Raw genomic sequence first — 19,143 nt, forward strand, 5'->3', positions numbered from 1 at the left:
AGAAAATCCTAAACCTCAAAATTAAACCCGACAGGTTTTTAAAACCTGTCGGGTTAAAAAAAGTGCATAAAAAAGCTCCAATGCAAATTGGAGCTTTTTTATGTAAACTGTAAACTGAGACTGAAAACTATTTCCCTTTCCTTCTCTTACGTTCTGCTTTTATCATCGATAATTCACGGCTTGTCTGACCCGCTACAGAAGTATTTTCTTCGGCACGACGAATCAAATAAGGCATAACATCTTTTACAGGGCCAAATGGCAAATATTTCGCTACATTATAACCATTTTCGGCAAGGTTGTAACTAATATTATCACTCATTCCGTACAATTGTCCAAACCATATTTTATTATCGTTTTTCGCAATTCCTTTTTCCTGCATCATTTCCATCAATTTATAAGAACTCAATTCATTGTGAGTTCCCGCAAAAATTGACATTATTTCTAAATGCTCTAACATATAATGTACAGCAGCATCATAATTAATATCTGTAGCTTCTTTAGAAACACAAATTGGCGAAACATAATTTTTTTCTTCTGCTCTTTTGTTTTCTTTTTCCATGTAAGCACCACGAACCAGTTTCATTCCAATAAAAAAGCCTTCAGTTTTAGCCACTTCATGCAATTTTTTTAAATAATCCAGACGGTCCCAACGGTACATTTGCAAAGTATTAAATACGATTGCTTTCTCCTTATTATACTTACGCATCATATCAGTAACAAGATCATCAGCGGCATCCTGCATCCAGCTTTCTTCACCATCAATCAATAAAGCCACATCTTTTTTATGTGCTTCACCACAAACCTGGTCAAAACGGGCCACTACTCTATCCCACTCTGCTTGTTCTGCAGGAGTCAAAGTTTGTTTTTCGCCTAATTTCTCATACAATTCAAAACGTCCAAAACCTGTTGGTTTAAAAACAGCAAACGGAATCGCCAAACGTTCTTTAGCAAATTCAATTGTTTTTAAAGTCATTTGTAAAGCAGCGTCAAATTGCTCTTCTTCCTCTTTTCCTTCAACAGAATAATCTAAAACAGATGAAACACCTTTGGTAAACATTTTATCTACCACTGTAATACAATCGTTCTCGTTTACGCCACCACAAAAATGGTCAAAAACAGTTGCACGAATTAATCCTTCTACAGGAAGATTTGCTTTGATGGCAAAATTGGTAACAGCAGTTCCTATCCTTACTAAAGGTTGGCTGTCGATCATTTTAAAAAGAAAATAAGCTCTATCAAGTTCTGTGTCGCTTTTTAGCGAAAATGCAACCTGAGTGTTATCGAATATTTTTTCCATTAAGGTCAGTTTTTTGTGCAAATATAGATAGAGTTTTGAATATTATTTACTAAAACACAGCATAATTTTTAATATCGTTAATAAGATTAACTCAATTATTATATAAAGTGGTAAGAGTTTACTTCTTTATATAGATTCCCATTTAAAAAATCAAAATAAAGAGATCAAATCATTACTTAGAATCATTCGTTTTAAAACAAATTTGAGTCAAAGTTTGAATATTATTTAGTTAAAAATGCCTTATTTTGCGGTTTCAATTAACTACAGAAATATGCAATCTATTCAAGCTAATAATTATCTCGTACATTTTAACCAAAATGCATACGAAGCCCTAAATAATCATTTAAAAGAAAATAAATACTCTAATTTGTTTATTGTAGTTGATAATGAGACAAATGAGTATTGCCTACCTAAATTTTTGCCTTTACTTGAAACAGATTTAACGATTGAAATCATTGAATTTGAATCTGGAGAAATCAATAAAAATATTGAAACCTGTATTGAAATCTGGAAAGTACTGACAGAACTTGGTGCTGACAGAAAATCGCTTGTAATAAATCTTGGCGGCGGCGTAGTAACAGATCTTGGCGGATTTGTTGCCTCTACTTTTAAACGCGGTATAGATTTTATCAATATTCCAACAACCTTATTATCTATGGTAGACGCTTCTGTTGGCGGAAAAACAGGAGTTGATTTAGGAAATCTTAAAAATCAGATTGGTGTTATCAACGTACCTCAAATGGTATTAATTGATACGGATTATCTTGAAACTTTACCACAAAGCGAAATGCGTTCCGGTCTGGCAGAAATGCTAAAACACGGACTAATATATGATGCAGCATACTGGAAACAGTTTTTAGACCTAAAAGCAATTGATTTTGCTGATTTTGATGAATTGATTTATCGCTCTGTCGAAATTAAAAATGATATCGTAATTCAGGATCCAACAGAAAAAAATATTCGTAAAGCATTAAATTTTGGACATACTTTAGGACATGCTATCGAAAGTTACTTTCTGGAAAGTGAAACTAAGAAAACATTACTGCACGGAGAAGCGATTGCAATTGGAATGATTTTGGAAAGTTATATCTCTTTGCATAAAAACTTAATTACTGCAGCAGAATATACTGAAATCAAAACCGCAATCAAGAGTATTTATGATGATGTAAAAGTCGAAGAAAATGACATCGATCCTATCTTGGAATTGCTTATTCACGACAAAAAAAATGAATATGGTTTGATTCAATTTGCCTTAATTGAAGGAATCGGAAAAATAAAAATTAATCAATCCGTTGAAAATAAATTGATTCTAGACGCGTTTCAAGATTATAAATCTTAAACTTTTTTTAATAAAAAGCTTTGCTTTAGGTATATATTATTTTTTACATTTGCCACGATGAAAACAAACAAAAAACAAAGACAATTCAGTTCTTATAGAAACCGGCTCAATAGTTCCTTGCTAAGGATGTTGAATCGTTTTTATACGAGCAAAAGTCCGTTTTGTTGTGATATTTTTCAATGCTCAAAAGCAGAACACGAAAAACTGCAAATTGTATTTGCGAATATTAGGGTTTGAATTTTAGATTTAGTACCGTTTTCTAAATTAAAAATTACAATCTCAAATATCACAAAATATAATGAATACAAAATATTCTGATCTAATTAATCAAACTTACTATTTTCCTCAAACGGAATTTAAATTAAACAAAGACAACCTGCAATTTCACAATATCGATTTGATGAAATTAGTTGAACAATACGGTACGCCTTTAAAATTTACTTATTTACCGCAAATTTCTGAAAACATTAATAAGGCAAAAGCCTGGTTCAGAAAATCAATGGAAAAAAACAAGTACGACGCAAAATACTACTATTGTTATTGCACAAAAAGTTCTCATTTTGAATACATTATGAATGAAGCTTTCAAAAATAATATTCACATAGAAACATCATCAGCATTTGATGTTAATATTGTAGAAAATTTGCTTGAAAATGGTAAAATCAACAAGAGTACTTATGTTATTTGTAACGGATTTAAAAGAGACGAATACATTACTAATATTGCAAGATTAATCAATAGCGGACATAAAAACACGATTCCGATTATTGATAATTATGAAGAACTTGATTTGCTTCAGGCAGAGATTAAAGGAAAATTCAAAATTGGAATTCGTATCGCAGCCGAAGAAGAGCCTAAATTTGAGTTTTATACTTCTAGATTAGGTATTGGATATAAAAACATTGTTTCGTTTTATAAAAAACAAATTCAGGAAAATGATAAATTAGAGCTTAAAATGCTTCACTTTTTTATCAATACCGGAATAAACGATACTTCATATTACTGGAATGAGTTAGTAAAATGTATTAAAGTATACATTGCACTTAAAAAGGAATGCCCTACCCTTGATGGTTTGAACATTGGCGGAGGTTTCCCGATTAAAAATTCTCTTGCGTTTGAATATGACTATCAATATATGATTGATGAAATTATCAATCAGATTAAAATTGCATGTGATGAAGCCGAAGTTGATGTACCCAATATCTTTACAGAGTTTGGATCATTTACAGTAGGTGAAAGCGGTGGCGCAATCTATCAGATTTTGTACCAAAAACAACAAAATGACAGAGAAAAATGGAATATGATTGATTCCTCATTCATTACCACTTTGCCGGATACTTGGGCTATAAATAAACGTTTTATTATGTTGGCGGTAAACCGCTGGAATGATACATACGAGCGGGTTTTATTAGGAGGTTTGACTTGTGATAGTGACGATTATTACAACTCAGAACAAAATATGAACGCCATTTATTTGCCTAAATACAACAAAGAAAAGCCATTGTATATTGGTTTCTTTAATACTGGTGCGTATCAGGAAACTATTGGTGGTTACGGAGGTTTACACCACTGTTTAATCCCACAGCCTAAACATATTTTAATAGATCGAGATGAAAACGGCATTTTAGCGACTGAAGTTTTCTCAGAACAGCAAACTTCTGATGATGTATTGAAAATTTTAGGTTATACTAAAAAAGTATAAAAAAAAACCTGCAAAATAAAAGTTAATAAATATAAAATTATTAATTTGCAGTACCATCCAAAAGGTTACACTTTTAATTCAAAAAAAACAAAAAAACAAAAACAAAATGAAAGGACCAATCAGTCAGTTTATTGAAAAACATTATTTACACTTTAATTCTGCCTCTCTGGTTGACGCTGCAAAAGCATACGAGCAACAATTGGCAAATGGTGCTAAAATGATGGTAAGTATGGCTGGCGCAATGAGTACAGCAGAAATTGGTAAAATTTTTGCCGAAATAATCAGACAAGATAAAGTACAAATTATTTCCTGTACCGGAGCCAATCTAGAAGAAGACATCATGAATTTAGTAGCACACTCTCATTATGAAAGAGTGCCTAACTACCGTGATTTGACTCCGGAAGATGAATGGGCTTTGCTTGAAAGAGGGCTAAACCGTGTTACAGATACTTGTATTCCTGAGCATGAAGCATTTCGTCGTTTGCAAAAACATATTTACAAAATCTGGAAAGATGCTGATGACAAAGGAGAACGTTATTTTCCGCATGAATTCATGTATAAAATGTTGTTATCCGGTGTCTTAGAAGAATATTACGAAATAGATTTAAAAGATAGCTGGATGTATGCAGCTGCTGAGAAAAACTTACCTATTATTGTACCGGGTTGGGAAGATAGTACGATGGGAAATATCTTTGCTTCATACGTAATCAAAGGAGATTTAAAAGCTTCAACCATGAAGTCAGGAATCGAATATATGGTTTTTCTTTCAGATTGGTATCCAAAAAATAGTGCTAACGGAATTGGATTTTTCCAAATTGGTGGTGGTATTGCAGGAGATTTTCCTATTTGTGTAGTGCCAATGCTTTATCAGGATATGGAAATGCATGATATTCCGTTCTGGAGTTATTTCTGTCAGATTTCAGATTCTACAACTAGTTACGGATCTTATTCCGGAGCAGTTCCAAACGAGAAAATCACTTGGGGTAAATTAGATATTAAAACCCCTAAATTTATTATTGAGTCGGATGCTACAATTGTTGCACCGTTAATTTTTGCTTACTTATTAGATTTATAGGATATTTATGAAAAGAGTTATAGTAGACTACGCTAAACTTACCAACGAAATTTTGAACCTTTTGGTAGAGAAATTTCCTGATGGTTATGATGATTCGGATGTAATCCGTTTTAGAAATGCTAAAAACGAATTGATCGAAGCTGTTGAAGTTCGTACTGAAGACACTATTTATTTAGTAAAAATTAGTACCAAACTTGCTGACAGAATCGAGAATTACGATGAAGATGATGATATCGACGTAGATGTTGATGTAATCGAACCAGTAAAAGGTCTTGATCTTGATGATGATATTGATGATGACGATGACGATGATACATTAGATAAACCGGATGTTGATGGTGGTGATGACGATGATGACGAAGACAAAGATCCAGATGATATTGCTGACGAAGATGATGAAGACGACGAAGATTAATTTTTATCTTTCAAAATAAACTAAAGGAACTCTATTGGGGTTCCTTTTTTTATTAACTTCAAAAAATAATAAAAAATAAGAAAAATACTATATTTAATATTTTTCATTATATTTAGCGATCAATAAATATCAGCCAATGACTTCAGAAATTTTACATGCCAAATTAAAAGAAAATTTCGGATTTGAAAAGTTCAGACCCAATCAGGAAACGATTATTAATACTATACTTTCCGGTCAGGATACTTTAGCTATTATGCCAACCGGAGGAGGAAAATCGATTTGTTTCCAGTTACCGGCATTGGTTTTACCGGGAATTACGATTGTTATTTCTCCTTTGATCGCCTTGATGAAAGATCAGGTAGACAGTTTAAAAACCAACGGAATCCTGGCTTGCTACATCAATAGCAGTCAATCAAGTGAAGAACAGCAATTTTATATTGATAACTTAAAATCGAATAAATTCAAGCTTGTTTATATCGCTCCGGAAAGTCTGTCTTATCTTGATGTTGTTTTTAATGAGCTAACAATCAGTTTAATTGCGATTGATGAAGCGCATTGTATATCTTCGTGGGGACATGATTTTCGTCCTGCATATACCAATTTGGGATATCTAAAAAGCCGCTTCCCCTCTACTCCTGTCCTTGCATTGACAGCTACAGCAGATAAAGCAACGCGTACGGATATAACAAAACAGTTGAAATTAAGAAATCCAAAAACTTTCGTAGCTTCATTTGATCGAAAAAATCTAAGTTTAGAAGTTCGTCCGGCATTAGACCGGGTAAAACAAATTATTGATTTTGTAGAAAACAAACCCAATGAATCCGGGATTATTTATTGCTTAAGCAGAAAAACTACAGAAGAACTCGCTTTGAAATTGCAAAAAAGCGGCGTAAAAGCTAAAGCATATCATGCCGGTCTTGAAAATAAACTCCGTGCCAAAACACAGGATGAGTTTATAAACGATGATTGTCAGGTGGTTTGTGCTACAATTGCGTTTGGAATGGGAATTGATAAATCAAATGTTCGTTGGGTAATTCATTATAATTTACCAAAAAATATAGAAGGTTATTATCAGGAAATTGGTCGTGCTGGTCGTGATGGTTTACCTGCTGAAACTGTTTTGTTTGAAAGTTATGCCGATGTAATTCAGCTTCAAAAATTTGCTTCAGAAGGATTAAACTCTGATGTTCAGCTGGCAAAACTGGAAAGAATGAAACAATATGCAGATGCATTAAGCTGCAGACGAAAAATTCTCCTTTCCTACTTTGGTGAACTCGTAAAAGAGAATTGCGGAAACTGCGATATTTGCAAAAATCCTCCAAAATTTTTCGATGGTACGATTCTCGCGCAAAAAGCATTGTCGGCCATTAGTCGTTTGCAGGAATCTGAGCCTTTGGCTGTAATTGTAGATTTTTTGCGCGGCTCTAGAAACGCGTATATCTACGAAAAAAATTATCAAAGCTTAAAAACCTACGGAATTGGCGCCGACATATCCTGGTATGATTGGAACCAATACCTAATTCAGTTAATAAATCTTGGATATTGCGAAATTGCTTTTCATCAGCACAATAAGATTTTGCTTACTCCTTTTGCGAAGAAAGTTTTGTTTGAAGGCGAAAAAGTACAATTAACTACAGTTGTCAAAAAAGTAATTGATAAAAATGAAATAAAGGAAGTTAAAACTAAAACAGCTAAAAATTCTCTTTTTGAAATACTTCGAACATTACGTTACGAAATTGCCAAAGATGAAGAAGTTCCTGCTTATGTCATTTTTAGTGATGCAGCCTTAAGACAAATGGAAACTCTGCGACCAATGAGCGACGAAGAATTTCTTGCCATTGATGGTGTTGGTAAAGTAAAGCTTGAAAAATACGGACAAGAATTTATAGATGCAATTACTTATTATGAAAAAGTAAAGAAAACAAAAGTTAAAGCTAAAAAAGAAGGCAACACTTATAAAACAACTTTAGATTTATTTCAAAATGGTGCCACTGTAAAAGAAATTGCTGAGCAAAGAAATTTGGGGTATACCACGATTATTTCGCATTTGGCAAAATTATATGTTGATGGCAGTAATATAGATTTAAGTGAGTTTGTATCTGAAAGTGAAGTTTTAGAATTGCATAAAGCACAAAAAGAATTGGAATATCCAACCGCGTTAAAACCGTATTACGATCATTTTGAAGAAAAATTATCGTATGATAAAATTAGATTAGGTTTGGCAATTGTTGAGAGGAATAAGTAATCTTAGTTTTTCTGTCATTTCTCCCTTAGTTTGAAATGACATGATGCTAAAATAAAAAATCCTGTGAAATTAACTTCACAGGATTTTTTGTTTTTAAAAAGTAAATTACAAATACCTTTCTTCAAAAACTTTTTGATGATGTTTTTGATGACCAATAATAACAAAACCTAAAGCTCCTGCTGATAATTGATGTGTTGAAGCAGTTCCAACCCTTTTTAGTTGTTCTTCAGATAGACTCTTGTAAAACAATAAGGTTGAATGTCTTACAGCGGAAAGCTCTGTTAATAAATCCTGAATGCTTCTCGCATTTGCGTTTGTATTGTCTACATAATCATTCTCTTCAAAACCCGGTAAAGGTGTTTTATCATTTCTTGAAAAACGCAAAGCACGATACATAAAAATACGTTCACAATCTATCAAATGCTGAATAATGTCTTTAATAGTCCACTTGCCTTCCGCATAACGGTAATCAAATTTATCTAGTGGAATATTTTGTACAAAGCGGATAAAATCATGAAGAGAGATTTCTAACTCTTCAATCAGATTAACTTCTCCGGCTTCACGAACATAATTTGCAAAAGGACCGGAATATTCTGTTTCTAATAATTGACTTGAATTCATATTTTTTACAATTTATATATCCTTAAATTTTTCTGTAATCTAACTTTATGCTGAATTTCTACTTGCATTGGTATTTCCAAAAAGTGATCTTGTAACGATTTTTTCGTATACTTTTATCAACTCTTCATTTCCATTAGTATCTTTATTCAATTCGTTAATTTTTAGCAAAGCATATTGTTGTATTGTTAACAATGGCAATACAATACGTTCTCTTACCTGAATAGAAGCTATACCATCAGGATAATTTTCCATTAAGGTTTTATGTCCTGCTATTTTCAATAAAAGACGTTTTGTTTCTGAAAACTCATCATAGATAATTTGCCAGAATTCACCAAATTCAGGATCTTTTCTCATATATGCTGTCAATGGTAAAAATGATTTTGCCAGAGACATCATACTATTTTCTAAAAGTGTTTTAAAGAATAAAGAATTATGATATAAATCTTGTACTTTATCCCATTGTCCGCTTTCTTCAAAATATTTTAAAGCAGATCCTACTCCAAAAAATCCAGGTACATTTTGTTTCAATTGACTCCATGAACCTACAAAAGGAATCGCTCTTAAATCAGCGAAGTCTAATGATTCAGACTTGCTTCTTTTAGATGGTCGGCTTCCAATATTAGTTTTAGAATAATATTTTAACGTACTCATCTTCTCTAAATAAGGAATAAATTTAGGATGATTTTTAAAGCTTAAATATTTATCATATCCTAAGCCTGCCAATTGAGTTAAAATTTGTGTTTCTTCATCACTCAATTCATTTTTTCCTTTACTAAAAACCTGATTCGTTACTCCAGCGCTTAATAAATTCTCTATATTATAACGGCAAGAATCTAAAGTTCCAAAATTAGAACTAATGGTTTGTCCCTGAACGGTAATCTGAATTTCATTATTCTCGATTTTTGGACCAAGAGATGCGTAAAATTTATGTGTTTTTCCGCCTCCACGTGCAGGTGGTCCTCCACGACCATCAAAGAAAATAGCTTTAATACCATATTTTCTTGAAATTTCAGTAAGCGCAATTTTAGCCTGATATATACTCCAGTTTGCCATTAAATAACCACCATCTTTAGTTCCGTCAGAGAAACCTAACATGATTGTTTGTTTATTGCCCCTTGATTTTAAGTGTTTAGAGTATTCAGAATTGGTGTACAACTGCTCCATAATCTGATGCGCATTTTGCAAATCATCAACAGACTCAAAAAGCGGAATAATATCCACTGTTGGATTCTCCCAATTGTTCAATCTGATCATGGCAAAAGTTTCCATAACATTCAGCGCGCTTTCGTTATTACTGATGATATAACGATTTGCTCCAAATTCGCCATTATTGGCCTGAATGGTTTTTATAGCCTGAACAGATTCTAAAGTTGATCTTGTAATTTCGTCATCAAAATCTGCCGGATTTAATTCTCCTTTTACTTTTGATAAAACAACTAATTTCTCTTCTTCGGATAATTCAAAATAATTAGCAGGGAATATTTTTGAATCAGAATTCAAATAATGATTTACCACATCCTTAAATACTGCATCATGAATTTTACTATTCTGGCGAATATCTAAAGTCGCAAAATGAAAACCAAAAAGATTAATTTTTACTAAAAAAGCTTCCAGTTCATCCAAATAAAGAGACTGATGTTTTTCGATAATAATATCTCTGATAAGATTTAACTGCGTTAACAATTCGTCTAAAGTAATATAGATTTCACCTTTTGAATAAAAAACAGAACGATAAAGTTTTTGTTCAAGTTCAGATACCAAAGTATCAACACCTGAGAACGTTAACTTACGTTTTAGATTTCTCATTTCTATATAATAACACTTCAAAATCGAAGTACGCAAACGCTCCGCAACTTTTAATGTGATTTCAGTAGTTACAAACGGATTTCCGTCACGATCTCCACCCGGCCAGAAGCCTAGTTTGATTAATTGATTTTGAATAGAGTTTCCCTGAAGGATATTTTTTTGTAAATAATGAACAATTTCTCCTGAAGTAGCATAGAAAACATTTTCTAAATACCAGATCAAACTAACCGCTTCATCATAAGGATTTGGTTTTTCATTCTGGATAAAAGGAGTTTTACCCAACTGTGCCAGTAATTGTTTTATTTTTAATAAATCATTTTGGCGAATTGCTTCAGTCAAATCATTTATAATTCCTAAAACCGGACCAGGATAAAACTGTGTAGGATGCGCTGTTAAAACAGTTCTTACATTAAAGCTTTCCAGGAATTCGATTAATTCTTCATCTTTCTCTTTCGCATCAGATTTCTCTTTGATATCGCGTAAAGATCCGCGCCCTTCCATATTGTTTACTTCAGGAAAAGCAGCATCTTCGATCGCATCAAATAATACAATCTGACGTTCTATATATTGAATAAATCGAAACATTAAATCGATTTTCTCCGTTTCTGAAGCATCGTTTAAATATCTGTCTGAAAAGAAATCAAAAATTTCCTTAGGTGTTTCTTGTTTTTTAAATCCCGTTTCGCAAGTTTCTGAAAATAAAGGAAGTAAAGCTCCTGTATTGTCTATAGAATCAAAGGGTAAAGTTATAAATACACTATTATATATATGGTATTTAGAGAGAACATCTTGATTAAAACGTTCTATTTTAGGCAACGTGTACATAATCTATTGTAGTTGGTGGTTAATTAGTCATAAAAAAACCCCAAGAATAAACTTGAGGTTATATTTAAATATAGCATTCAAGAAGATATTACATATTTTTAAAAATAGTATGCATCAAACGCTTCTTATCGTTTATACTTTCTTCTAATGAAATCATAGTTTCTGTTCTGTAAACACCATCGATATCATCGATCATGAAGATAACTTCTTTTGCGTGTTTAGTATCTTTTGCTCTGATTTTACAAAAGATGTTGAATTTTCCTGTAGTTACAGAAGCTACTGTTACAAACGGGATTTGATTGATTCGCTCTAGTACAAATTTTGTTTGAGACGTATTATTAAGGAACACACCTACATAAGCAATAAATGAATATCCTAATTTATCGTAATCTAAGGCCAATGAAGAACCCATTATTATCCCGGCGTCTTCCATTTTTTTTACTCTAACATGCACTGTACCAGCAGATATCAATAGTTTTTTTGCAATGTCAGTAAACGGAACTCTCGTATTGTCTATTAACATATCTAAAATCTGGTGATCTACTTCATCTAAACGAAATTTACTCATAATTCTTTAATTAATATTACTAATTGCTATTACAAAGTATAAAAATATATATAAAAAACAACAAATTCACATAAAAATTAACTTTTTATCAATCCGTTAACAAATTTAACATTTTTATTTAAATAAAAATCTGCTTTTTGATTCAATTTCGGAAAATTAGTAAAGTCATCTGAATAAACTGCTCCTTTTGCATCATATTCATAATGTCCAAAATAATTTTCCAATTCGCCCACTTCAACTATGTAAGCATTAAAATGAATTTTATTTTCAATCAATTCTTCTTTGTATTGTGCGACAAAATTCGTAATAATTTCGATACCATCATAATTTATTTTGATGTTTTTATACATAAAATCATAAAAAACCACTTTATTTTGTGAAATATTCAAATAATCACTAATTCTATTATTAACTAAATCGTTTTCGCTTATCGATTTAAAACCTGAAATAAGTGAGAAAAATAGGAACTTTCGAGTGATTTCTCTCTCGTAATCATTAGCAAAATGGCCGGCTTCAAATAGTATAGTTGGCACTCCTAAAAACTGGAATGTATCTCCTATACAATTGATATTGAACGAGTCATCAAATCGCCCAATTTGTCCCGGAATATATTCTTGCAATACATCATTGATTGCTGCAATTACATTTATAGCTTTTAAACGGTTCTCGTTTATCTCTCTTTCTTCATTATACGAGGGTGCTAAAAATGAAACAGTTGCCGGCTTACCTGTTGCTCCTGCGCCAAAAATAGTACGCTGATCATGCAAATTAAAACAGTAATGAGGTTTAAAGGTTTCAAAAGCTTCTCTTAAAACGTTGCTTTCCGGTTGTGTCAGATTCTGTGAATCACGATTTAAGTCCACTTTATTAGCATTTTCTCTGGTATAAAGTCTTGCACCATCAGGATTTAAGATCGGAATACTATAAAATGTAAATGTATTAAGCATTTTTTCTGCAAACTCAGATCCGCTGTTTAATACATTAATAAAGTCAAACAACGCTTTTGTAGTCGTACTTTCATTTCCATGCATTTGTGACCATAGATAAATACGTGTTTCTCCAGTTCCAATTTTGTAACTGTAGATAGGTTCGTCTAAAACAGATCTGCCAATTATTTGTACTTGATTATTAGTATTTAGTTTCTCTAATATAGGCTGAATATGATCTAAAGTCAAATAACGACCTGATATTGATTGCTCTTTGTGCTGGCTAAATAATTCTTCTAAATTCATTGTCTTTTGATTAGTTTACAAAAGTAAACATCTTTATTTTTACAATTGTAAACAATTAAAAAAAGAGATAATTTATAATTGTAAACATAATTTTGTCCTTTATTTAGTTAATAAGCATATCAGGAGTTGACAAATGTTATTACTTTAAATAAATAAATTTAAATTACTATATATTAGCTATTTACAAGTGATTAACTAAAGTATTTATTGCTTAATAAACAGCCTTAATATATAATTTACAAGTGTAAAATTGCTTTATTGAATCCTTTTAGTTACATTTGTAAACAACGATTTAAATAACAACAATTTACAATGGTAAACATCGATGATTTTGTAAAACGTCTGGAGATTATACTGGATTATTATGCGTTGAATGCTTCTTCTTTTGCAGACAGAATTGGTGTTCAGCGTTCAAGTATGTCTCACCTGCTTTCCGGAAGAAACAAACCCAGTCTGGATTTTGTAATGAAAATTTTAGAAGTTTTTCCGGATGTAGATTTATATTGGATCCTAAATGGAAAAGGAAGTTTTCCTAAAAATAATGAGGAAGTTTTAGAAACTGTAAAAACGCCCGCTCCTGCTTCGCAAGAAAATTTTACAGGCGGAGATTTATTTTCTCAGATAAATTATAAAGAAGTTCAAAAAACAGAAACAACACCTTCTCCGGAAATTAAAAATCAAAATTTAATTCCTGAACAAGGTGAAATAGAAAAAATTGTCATTTTTTATAAAAACGGAACCTTCAAGGCCTATAATCCGTAATTTGAAAAAATCGCATATTTGAAAAATTTTTAAAATAATTTTCGTTTAAGTGATTCTCACGGGACTTAAAAATATTGAAAATTTACAGCTGAAAACCATTTTCAGGAATTTTACCTAAAACTCCTTCATAATGTTTTTTCAATACCAAAAGATCGGCTTCATAATCTCCGGTTGGAAAAAATGCCTTTCCTAAATTAACTTCTTTTTTACCCCAGTCAAAAGCAACCGGAATAATTGGCACATTTGCCTTAAGAGCTATATAATAAAATCCGCTTTTAATTTCTGTAACTTTCTTGCGTGTTCCTTCAGGAGCAACTGCCAGACGAAAAACTTCTTTTCTTTTAAAAATAGCCGCAATCGAATCGACTTTGTTAAGTCCGCCGCTGCGATCTAATGGTTCTCCTCCTACACTTCTGAAATAATATCCAAACGGAAATTTGAATAATTCCTTCTTTCCTACCCAGTTCATTTCTAATCCGGAGATTCCACGCGTAAAAATTCCTAAATAAAAATCATGATTACTAGTATGTGGCATCACCATCATCACACATTTTTTAACTTCTGCATTTTCAATTCCTACTATTTTCCAGCCCATTAGCTTAAAAAAGATGAATTTGTACAACTGTTTTTTCATTAAAATTTATTTTTTGTTGCAAAATAAAAGATTTAAAGTGGTAAATTTGAGTAAAAGCATTTAAAAATGATTCAAAAATTATTTAGTTATATCATTCCAATAAAAATATTCAAGAAAAAATCAGAAAGAAGTAAAATTATCGAAATTACCTGGGCGAATGGTGAATTGGTTTTAGATTCTGAAAATACAAATTATTCATACGGCAGTTTGCAGCGTATATTAAGGTATGGACTTAGAAATATAGGTTATGATACTATTCTTAAAATGGATCATATTCTATTATTAGGAGTTGCAGGCGGAAGTGTCATAAAAACATTGGTGGATGAAATAGAATACAAGGGGAAAATTACCGGTGTCGAAATTGATTCGGATATGATACAGATCGCAAATCAATATTTTAACCTGGATCAAATAAAACAATTAGAAATTATTATTGATGATGCATTTGAATTTGTATTAAAAACAAAAAACAAATATGATCTGATTATAATTGATATTTTTGAAGATATTAAAATGCCGAATTTTTTATTTGAGAGTTTTTTTAGCGAACGTATTTGTTCCCTTTTGAAAAATAATGGTTTTGTACTTTTTAATACCATGATTTTAGATGAAGCACATAATGTTCGAAATCAAAAATATATTTCTGAAATAAACACTGCATTATTTACTTCAAAAATGCTGCCTCGCGTAGAAGTACATAATGAACTAATAATTATTGAAAAAGTCGCCTAAAATCAAATTTTATGAAACCTCTTGTATCTATACTAAAAGCCTTACCGCCTACTAAGATTATTGATTCCAGTATTCATTTATCAAAATATATTCCGTTGGATTTATCAATAACCAATCATGAGTTAGTTGAAAGTAAACCTGAAAACGCTGTAGAATTTGAAAATTTTATTTCAAATTATTTAGAAAAAAACAATGCACAAGTTGCATTTGGCGGCTATATAGAAGGTCGTACATTATACCAGCGAAGCACTATTTTTAAGAACGACTCAATTCCGGAACGTAATATTCATATAGGCCTGGATTTATGGACAAAAGTTGATACCGCAGTTTTAGCTCCGTTAAACGGAAAAGTACACAGTTTTAAAAACAATGTGGGTTTGGGAGATTATGGTCCAACAATAATTTTAGAACACATTGTCGAAAATGAAAAATTTTATACTTTATACGGACATTTATCGTTAGAAAGTATAGAAAACCTTAGTGTTGGGAAAGTTTTTAATAGAGGGCAACAAATTGGAACTTTAGGAAACTCCTCTGTCAATGGAGATTATGCACCGCATGTTCACTTTCAGATTATAAAAAATATCGAAGAATATCATGGTGATTATCCCGGAGTTTGTAATACAAATGATTTGAATTTCTATATTGAAAACTGTCCGGACCCCAACTTATTATTAAAAATTACTTAAATAGTTATGAAGAAAGCAGGATTGATTATATGTTTGTTGTTGTTAATAGGATGTAAATCGAAAAACATCAGCAGAGACACTGAAGATTTAAAGATTAAGAAAATTTCTGGTTCAGAAATTAATGCCAATCAACAACAAAAAGCCTATGAATTGGGCAAACGAGTTTTAGAAACTTGCAATACATCGAAATTTAAACCCTTTAATGAGACTGAAGTTACTTCATCTGTCAGAGAAAACACAACTGAAGAACGCCTGACTAAAACTTGCCAGAAATTTAGACAGTATTACGGAAGTTTTATTGATTTAAAATTAGATGGAGTTTATAAAACAAAACAAGAAGTCGTGTATCGCTATCATGCTTTATACACAAAAAAGGTTGCTAATAAGGAATTGCGCGTTTTTGTAAATGAAGACAATTTAATTTCTGCAATCAAATCAATGGATTGGGATGAAAAATTTGATTCTAAACTAACAGAACAATAAAATAAAACTATGAATTTAAAACTATCTCTTTTAATAATACTGTTAATTTCAACATTTGCAAACGCTCAGGAAACAATGAGCATAAAAGGTTCAAAACCTTATCCCGCAACACAGGATTATACTTTTATTTGTGAAAAATATGTATATACCGGCGAAGCAAATGTGCAGATTGCAAAAACAGAAAAAGGAGGAGTTTTAAAAATAAGCATACAAACTACAAATGATAAAACCCGCATTTCAGGCGGGTTATATGTTGATTTAGCAAATGGAGATGTTATACCGTGTGTTGATAAAAACAGCAATGAAACTATAGAAGGTAAAACATCTTCATACTATTATTTTACTCCGGCTGAAATGATTAAGCTTAAAAAAAATGATATTAAAGGAATTAGATTTATAGTAAAAGGAAACGCTGCAACTTTTGGCGATCAAACAGGTTATTTTACAGCTTCGAACAAAATGTCTTATTTTTCGACGGCCTTCGATAAATCAAAAAAAACATTTGATACAGCTGCAGCAATTAGTGCATTATAAATAAAATATTTGCTCTAATAAATCTTATATTTATATCTAATTTTAATATCCCATGAATTCTAACGAAGCCTTAATTACAAAATTCTATACTGCTTTTGCAAACGCTGATGCTAAAACAATGAGTGAATGCTACCATCCGAAAATTCATTTTGTTGATCCTGCATTTGGTTTGCTTAAAGAAGAGCAAGTTTCTAAAATGTGGGAAATGTTAATTTTAAGAAGTAAAGGCAATATCAAAATTGAATTTTCAAATATAAAAGCAGATGATGTTTCAGGATCTGCAAAATGGGTTGCAGCCTATAATTTCAGTAAAACCAATAGAAACGTAATTAATAGAGTTTCTGCTGAATTTGTATTTCAAGACGGACTTATTATTAAACATACCGATAGTTTTAATGTCTGGAAATGGTCTAAACAAGCTTTTGGAATTACTGGTTATTTATTAGGATGGACGGGTTATTTTCATAAGAAAATTCAGGAACAAGCTTTATTATCACTAAAAAAGTTTCAGGAGTCAAAATAATTAAGTCTTTTATAAAAACACAAAGTTCGCAAAGCTATATTAAAATTAGCTTTGCGAACTTTATATTTTATGGATATTTCTACACGCTTTGCGTAAAAACTTAACTCCCGATAACTGTCAGATTGCAGTTAAATTTTAAGTAAAGTTAAGATTTAAACCATCCGGCAACTAATTCATCCTCAAATGAATTTGCGTTTTTATGAATAAACTCGTTTGTATTTTTATTATAAGAATAATCTAAAGCCCAGGTTTGGTGATTTTTAGCCAGATCCTTAATGCTTTCGCAAACTAAAGCAATTTCTTTATCAGTTGTTGTTGGGTGAATAGACATTCTGATCCATCCCGGTTTTTTGATCAAATCGCCAATCGTGATTTCATTTACCAATTTATTCGAAGTTTCCTGATCTACATGCAGTAAAAAATGTCCATAAGTTCCGGCGCAGCTGCATCCTCCCCTGGTTTGAATTCCAAATTTATCATTTAGTAATTTTACACCTAAATTAAAATGAAGATCTTCAATAAAAAAAGAAATAACACCTAAACGATTCGTATGTTGACCAGCTAAAATTTTAATATTTGAAACCGCTCCGAGTTCATTAAAAACATAATCAACAATTTCGTGTTCGCGTTGCAGGATATTTTCAATTCCCATTTCTTCTTTAAGTTCAATTGCCAGTGCTGTTTTTATAACTTGCAGAAAACCAGGAGTTCCGCCATCTTCACGATCCTCAATATTGTCAATATATTTATGTTCACCCCAAGGATTTGTCCAGCTCACGGTTCCTCCGCCAGGACAATCAGGAATCATATTATTGTATAGTTTTTTATTAAAAATCAAAACTCCCGAAGTTCCCGGACCACCTAAAAATTTATGAGGAGAAAAGAAAATTGCATCGAGATATGATTCGGGATCTTCAGGATGCATGTCAATTTCTACATAAGGTCCTGAACAAGCGAAATCTACAAAGCAAACTCCGTTATGTTGGTGCATTAATTTGGCTGCTTCATGAAAAGGAGTTTTTAAACCTGTAACATTCGAACATGATGTTATAGAAGCAATTTTGATCGTTCGGTCAGCATATTTTTCTAATAGTGCTTCTAAATTATCCAAACAAAAAAGTCCTTTTTCACAAGACGGAATAATTTCAACATCAGCAATAGTCTCTAACCATGATGTTTGATTAGAATGGTGCTCCATATGTGAAATAAACACAATTGGTTTTTTTTCGGCCGGAACATTAATAAAATCTTTAAGATTTTCAGGAATTTTCAAACCCAAAATACGCTGAAATTTATTTACAACACCTGTCATTCCTGTTCCGTCAGTAATCAAAACATCATCCTGATTGGCATTTGTATGACGTTTTATAATATTTCTGGAATGATGATATGCTTTTGTCATGGCAGTACCTGACACCGTTGTTTCTGTATGAGTATTCGCTACAAAAGGTCCAAATTCATTGAGAAGTTTTTCTTCAATAGGGCGATAAAGCCTTCCGCTGGCTGTCCAATCTGTATAAATAATTTTTTTCTTGCCGTATGGAGAAGTAAATTCCTGATCAATTCCAACAATATGTTGCCTAAAATCCTGAAAATAAGTTTCCAGAGTGATGGTATTATTTTTGCTATTCATTAGTGTGCCTGAGTTTGATTGCAAATAT

General features: G+C 31.8%; 18 protein-coding genes. 11 read left to right on the forward strand and 7 right to left on the reverse strand.

Going from position 1 to position 19,143, the window contains the following annotated elements; all coding sequences use genetic code 11:
• Window positions 1–127: 127 nt before the first annotated feature.
• On the reverse strand, window positions 128–1,297 hold the full coding sequence (locus BXU01_RS19330) for a proline dehydrogenase family protein (protein WP_055092153.1): 1,170 nt from the start codon (window positions 1,295–1,297) through the stop codon (window positions 128–130).
• 271 nt (window positions 1,298–1,568) lie between these two features.
• Here BXU01_RS19330 and aroB point away from each other — a divergent pair, with 271 nt between their 5' ends.
• The 5 genes from aroB to recQ all read left to right on the forward strand — a co-directional run bounded on the left by aroB (window position 1,569) and on the right by recQ (window position 8,073).
• A complete protein-coding gene (gene aroB, locus BXU01_RS19335) occupies window positions 1,569–2,636 on the forward strand; it encodes a 3-dehydroquinate synthase (protein ID WP_083694905.1) in 1,068 nt (355 codons plus the stop codon).
• A gap of 298 nt (window positions 2,637–2,934) precedes the next feature.
• The gene (locus BXU01_RS19340) at window positions 2,935–4,338 is read left to right on the forward strand and encodes a decarboxylase (RefSeq protein WP_055092150.1); all 1,404 of its coding nucleotides are present in this window, start codon (window positions 2,935–2,937) and stop codon (window positions 4,336–4,338) included.
• A gap of 106 nt (window positions 4,339–4,444) precedes the next feature.
• Entirely contained in the window at window positions 4,445–5,413 is a 969-nt protein-coding gene (locus BXU01_RS19345) for a deoxyhypusine synthase family protein (RefSeq protein ID WP_056253513.1), read from the forward strand.
• A gap of 7 nt (window positions 5,414–5,420) precedes the next feature.
• On the forward strand, window positions 5,421–5,828 hold the full coding sequence (locus BXU01_RS19350) for a DNA primase (protein ID WP_083694811.1): 408 nt from the start codon (window positions 5,421–5,423) through the stop codon (window positions 5,826–5,828).
• A gap of 136 nt (window positions 5,829–5,964) precedes the next feature.
• Window positions 5,965–8,073: a DNA helicase RecQ gene (gene recQ, locus BXU01_RS19355; RefSeq protein ID WP_083694812.1), complete on the forward strand. Its 2,109-nt coding sequence runs from the start codon at window positions 5,965–5,967 to the stop codon at window positions 8,071–8,073.
• A gap of 105 nt (window positions 8,074–8,178) precedes the next feature.
• On the opposite strand, the gene BXU01_RS19360 is transcribed toward recQ, so the two are convergent.
• From BXU01_RS19360 to BXU01_RS19375, 4 genes are all read right to left on the reverse strand, one after another.
• Window positions 8,179–8,694, reverse strand: a complete 516-nt coding sequence (locus BXU01_RS19360) for a DinB family protein (protein WP_083694813.1) — start codon at window positions 8,692–8,694, stop codon at window positions 8,179–8,181.
• Between the two features lie 45 nt (window positions 8,695–8,739).
• A complete protein-coding gene (locus BXU01_RS19365; RefSeq protein WP_083694814.1) occupies window positions 8,740–11,325 on the reverse strand; it encodes a phosphoenolpyruvate carboxylase in 2,586 nt (861 codons plus the stop codon).
• An 88-nt stretch (window positions 11,326–11,413) separates the two neighbouring features.
• A complete protein-coding gene (locus BXU01_RS19370; protein ID WP_008468989.1) occupies window positions 11,414–11,893 on the reverse strand; it encodes an Lrp/AsnC family transcriptional regulator in 480 nt (159 codons plus the stop codon).
• 77 nt (window positions 11,894–11,970) lie between these two features.
• The gene (locus BXU01_RS19375; RefSeq protein ID WP_083694815.1) at window positions 11,971–13,125 is read right to left on the reverse strand and encodes a M14 metallopeptidase family protein; all 1,155 of its coding nucleotides are present in this window, start codon (window positions 13,123–13,125) and stop codon (window positions 11,971–11,973) included.
• 312 nt (window positions 13,126–13,437) lie between these two features.
• On the opposite strand from BXU01_RS19375, the gene BXU01_RS19380 reads away from it, so the two are divergent.
• Complete coding sequence (locus BXU01_RS19380) at window positions 13,438–13,887, forward strand: helix-turn-helix transcriptional regulator (RefSeq protein ID WP_083694816.1); 450 nt, start codon at window positions 13,438–13,440, stop codon at window positions 13,885–13,887.
• A gap of 82 nt (window positions 13,888–13,969) precedes the next feature.
• Here the strand turns inward: BXU01_RS19380 and BXU01_RS19385 are convergent, their stop codons facing one another.
• The gene (locus BXU01_RS19385; protein ID WP_083694817.1) at window positions 13,970–14,521 is read right to left on the reverse strand and encodes a 1-acyl-sn-glycerol-3-phosphate acyltransferase; all 552 of its coding nucleotides are present in this window, start codon (window positions 14,519–14,521) and stop codon (window positions 13,970–13,972) included.
• A gap of 66 nt (window positions 14,522–14,587) precedes the next feature.
• Here BXU01_RS19385 and BXU01_RS19390 point away from each other — a divergent pair, with 66 nt between their 5' ends.
• From BXU01_RS19390 to BXU01_RS19410, 5 genes are read left to right on the forward strand one after another with little or no spacing between them, the layout of a single operon-like run.
• Window positions 14,588–15,253, forward strand: a complete 666-nt coding sequence (locus BXU01_RS19390; protein ID WP_083694818.1) for a spermidine synthase — start codon at window positions 14,588–14,590, stop codon at window positions 15,251–15,253.
• Window positions 15,254–15,264: 11 nt separating this feature from the next.
• The gene (locus BXU01_RS19395; protein ID WP_083694819.1) at window positions 15,265–15,942 is read left to right on the forward strand and encodes a peptidoglycan DD-metalloendopeptidase family protein; all 678 of its coding nucleotides are present in this window, start codon (window positions 15,265–15,267) and stop codon (window positions 15,940–15,942) included.
• A 6-nt stretch (window positions 15,943–15,948) separates the two neighbouring features.
• Window positions 15,949–16,425, forward strand: coding sequence for a hypothetical protein (locus BXU01_RS19400; protein WP_083694820.1), 477 nt, complete (start codon window positions 15,949–15,951; stop codon window positions 16,423–16,425).
• Window positions 16,426–16,434: 9 nt separating this feature from the next.
• The gene (locus BXU01_RS19405; RefSeq protein WP_083694821.1) at window positions 16,435–16,959 is read left to right on the forward strand and encodes a hypothetical protein; all 525 of its coding nucleotides are present in this window, start codon (window positions 16,435–16,437) and stop codon (window positions 16,957–16,959) included.
• 52 nt (window positions 16,960–17,011) lie between these two features.
• Window positions 17,012–17,482 (forward strand): nuclear transport factor 2 family protein, encoded by a 471-nt coding sequence (locus BXU01_RS19410; protein ID WP_083694822.1) that lies wholly within the window; start codon window positions 17,012–17,014, stop codon window positions 17,480–17,482.
• A gap of 145 nt (window positions 17,483–17,627) precedes the next feature.
• Here the strand turns inward: BXU01_RS19410 and BXU01_RS19415 are convergent, their stop codons facing one another.
• Window positions 17,628–19,115, reverse strand: coding sequence for an aminotransferase class V-fold PLP-dependent enzyme (locus BXU01_RS19415; RefSeq protein WP_083694823.1), 1,488 nt, complete (start codon window positions 19,113–19,115; stop codon window positions 17,628–17,630).
• Between the last annotated feature and the right edge of the window lie 28 nt (window positions 19,116–19,143).

Origin of the sequence: [Flexibacter] sp. ATCC 35103 (genome assembly GCF_001975985.1) — a bacterium.
Taxonomy (GTDB): Bacteria; Bacteroidota; Bacteroidia; order Flavobacteriales; family Flavobacteriaceae; genus Flavobacterium.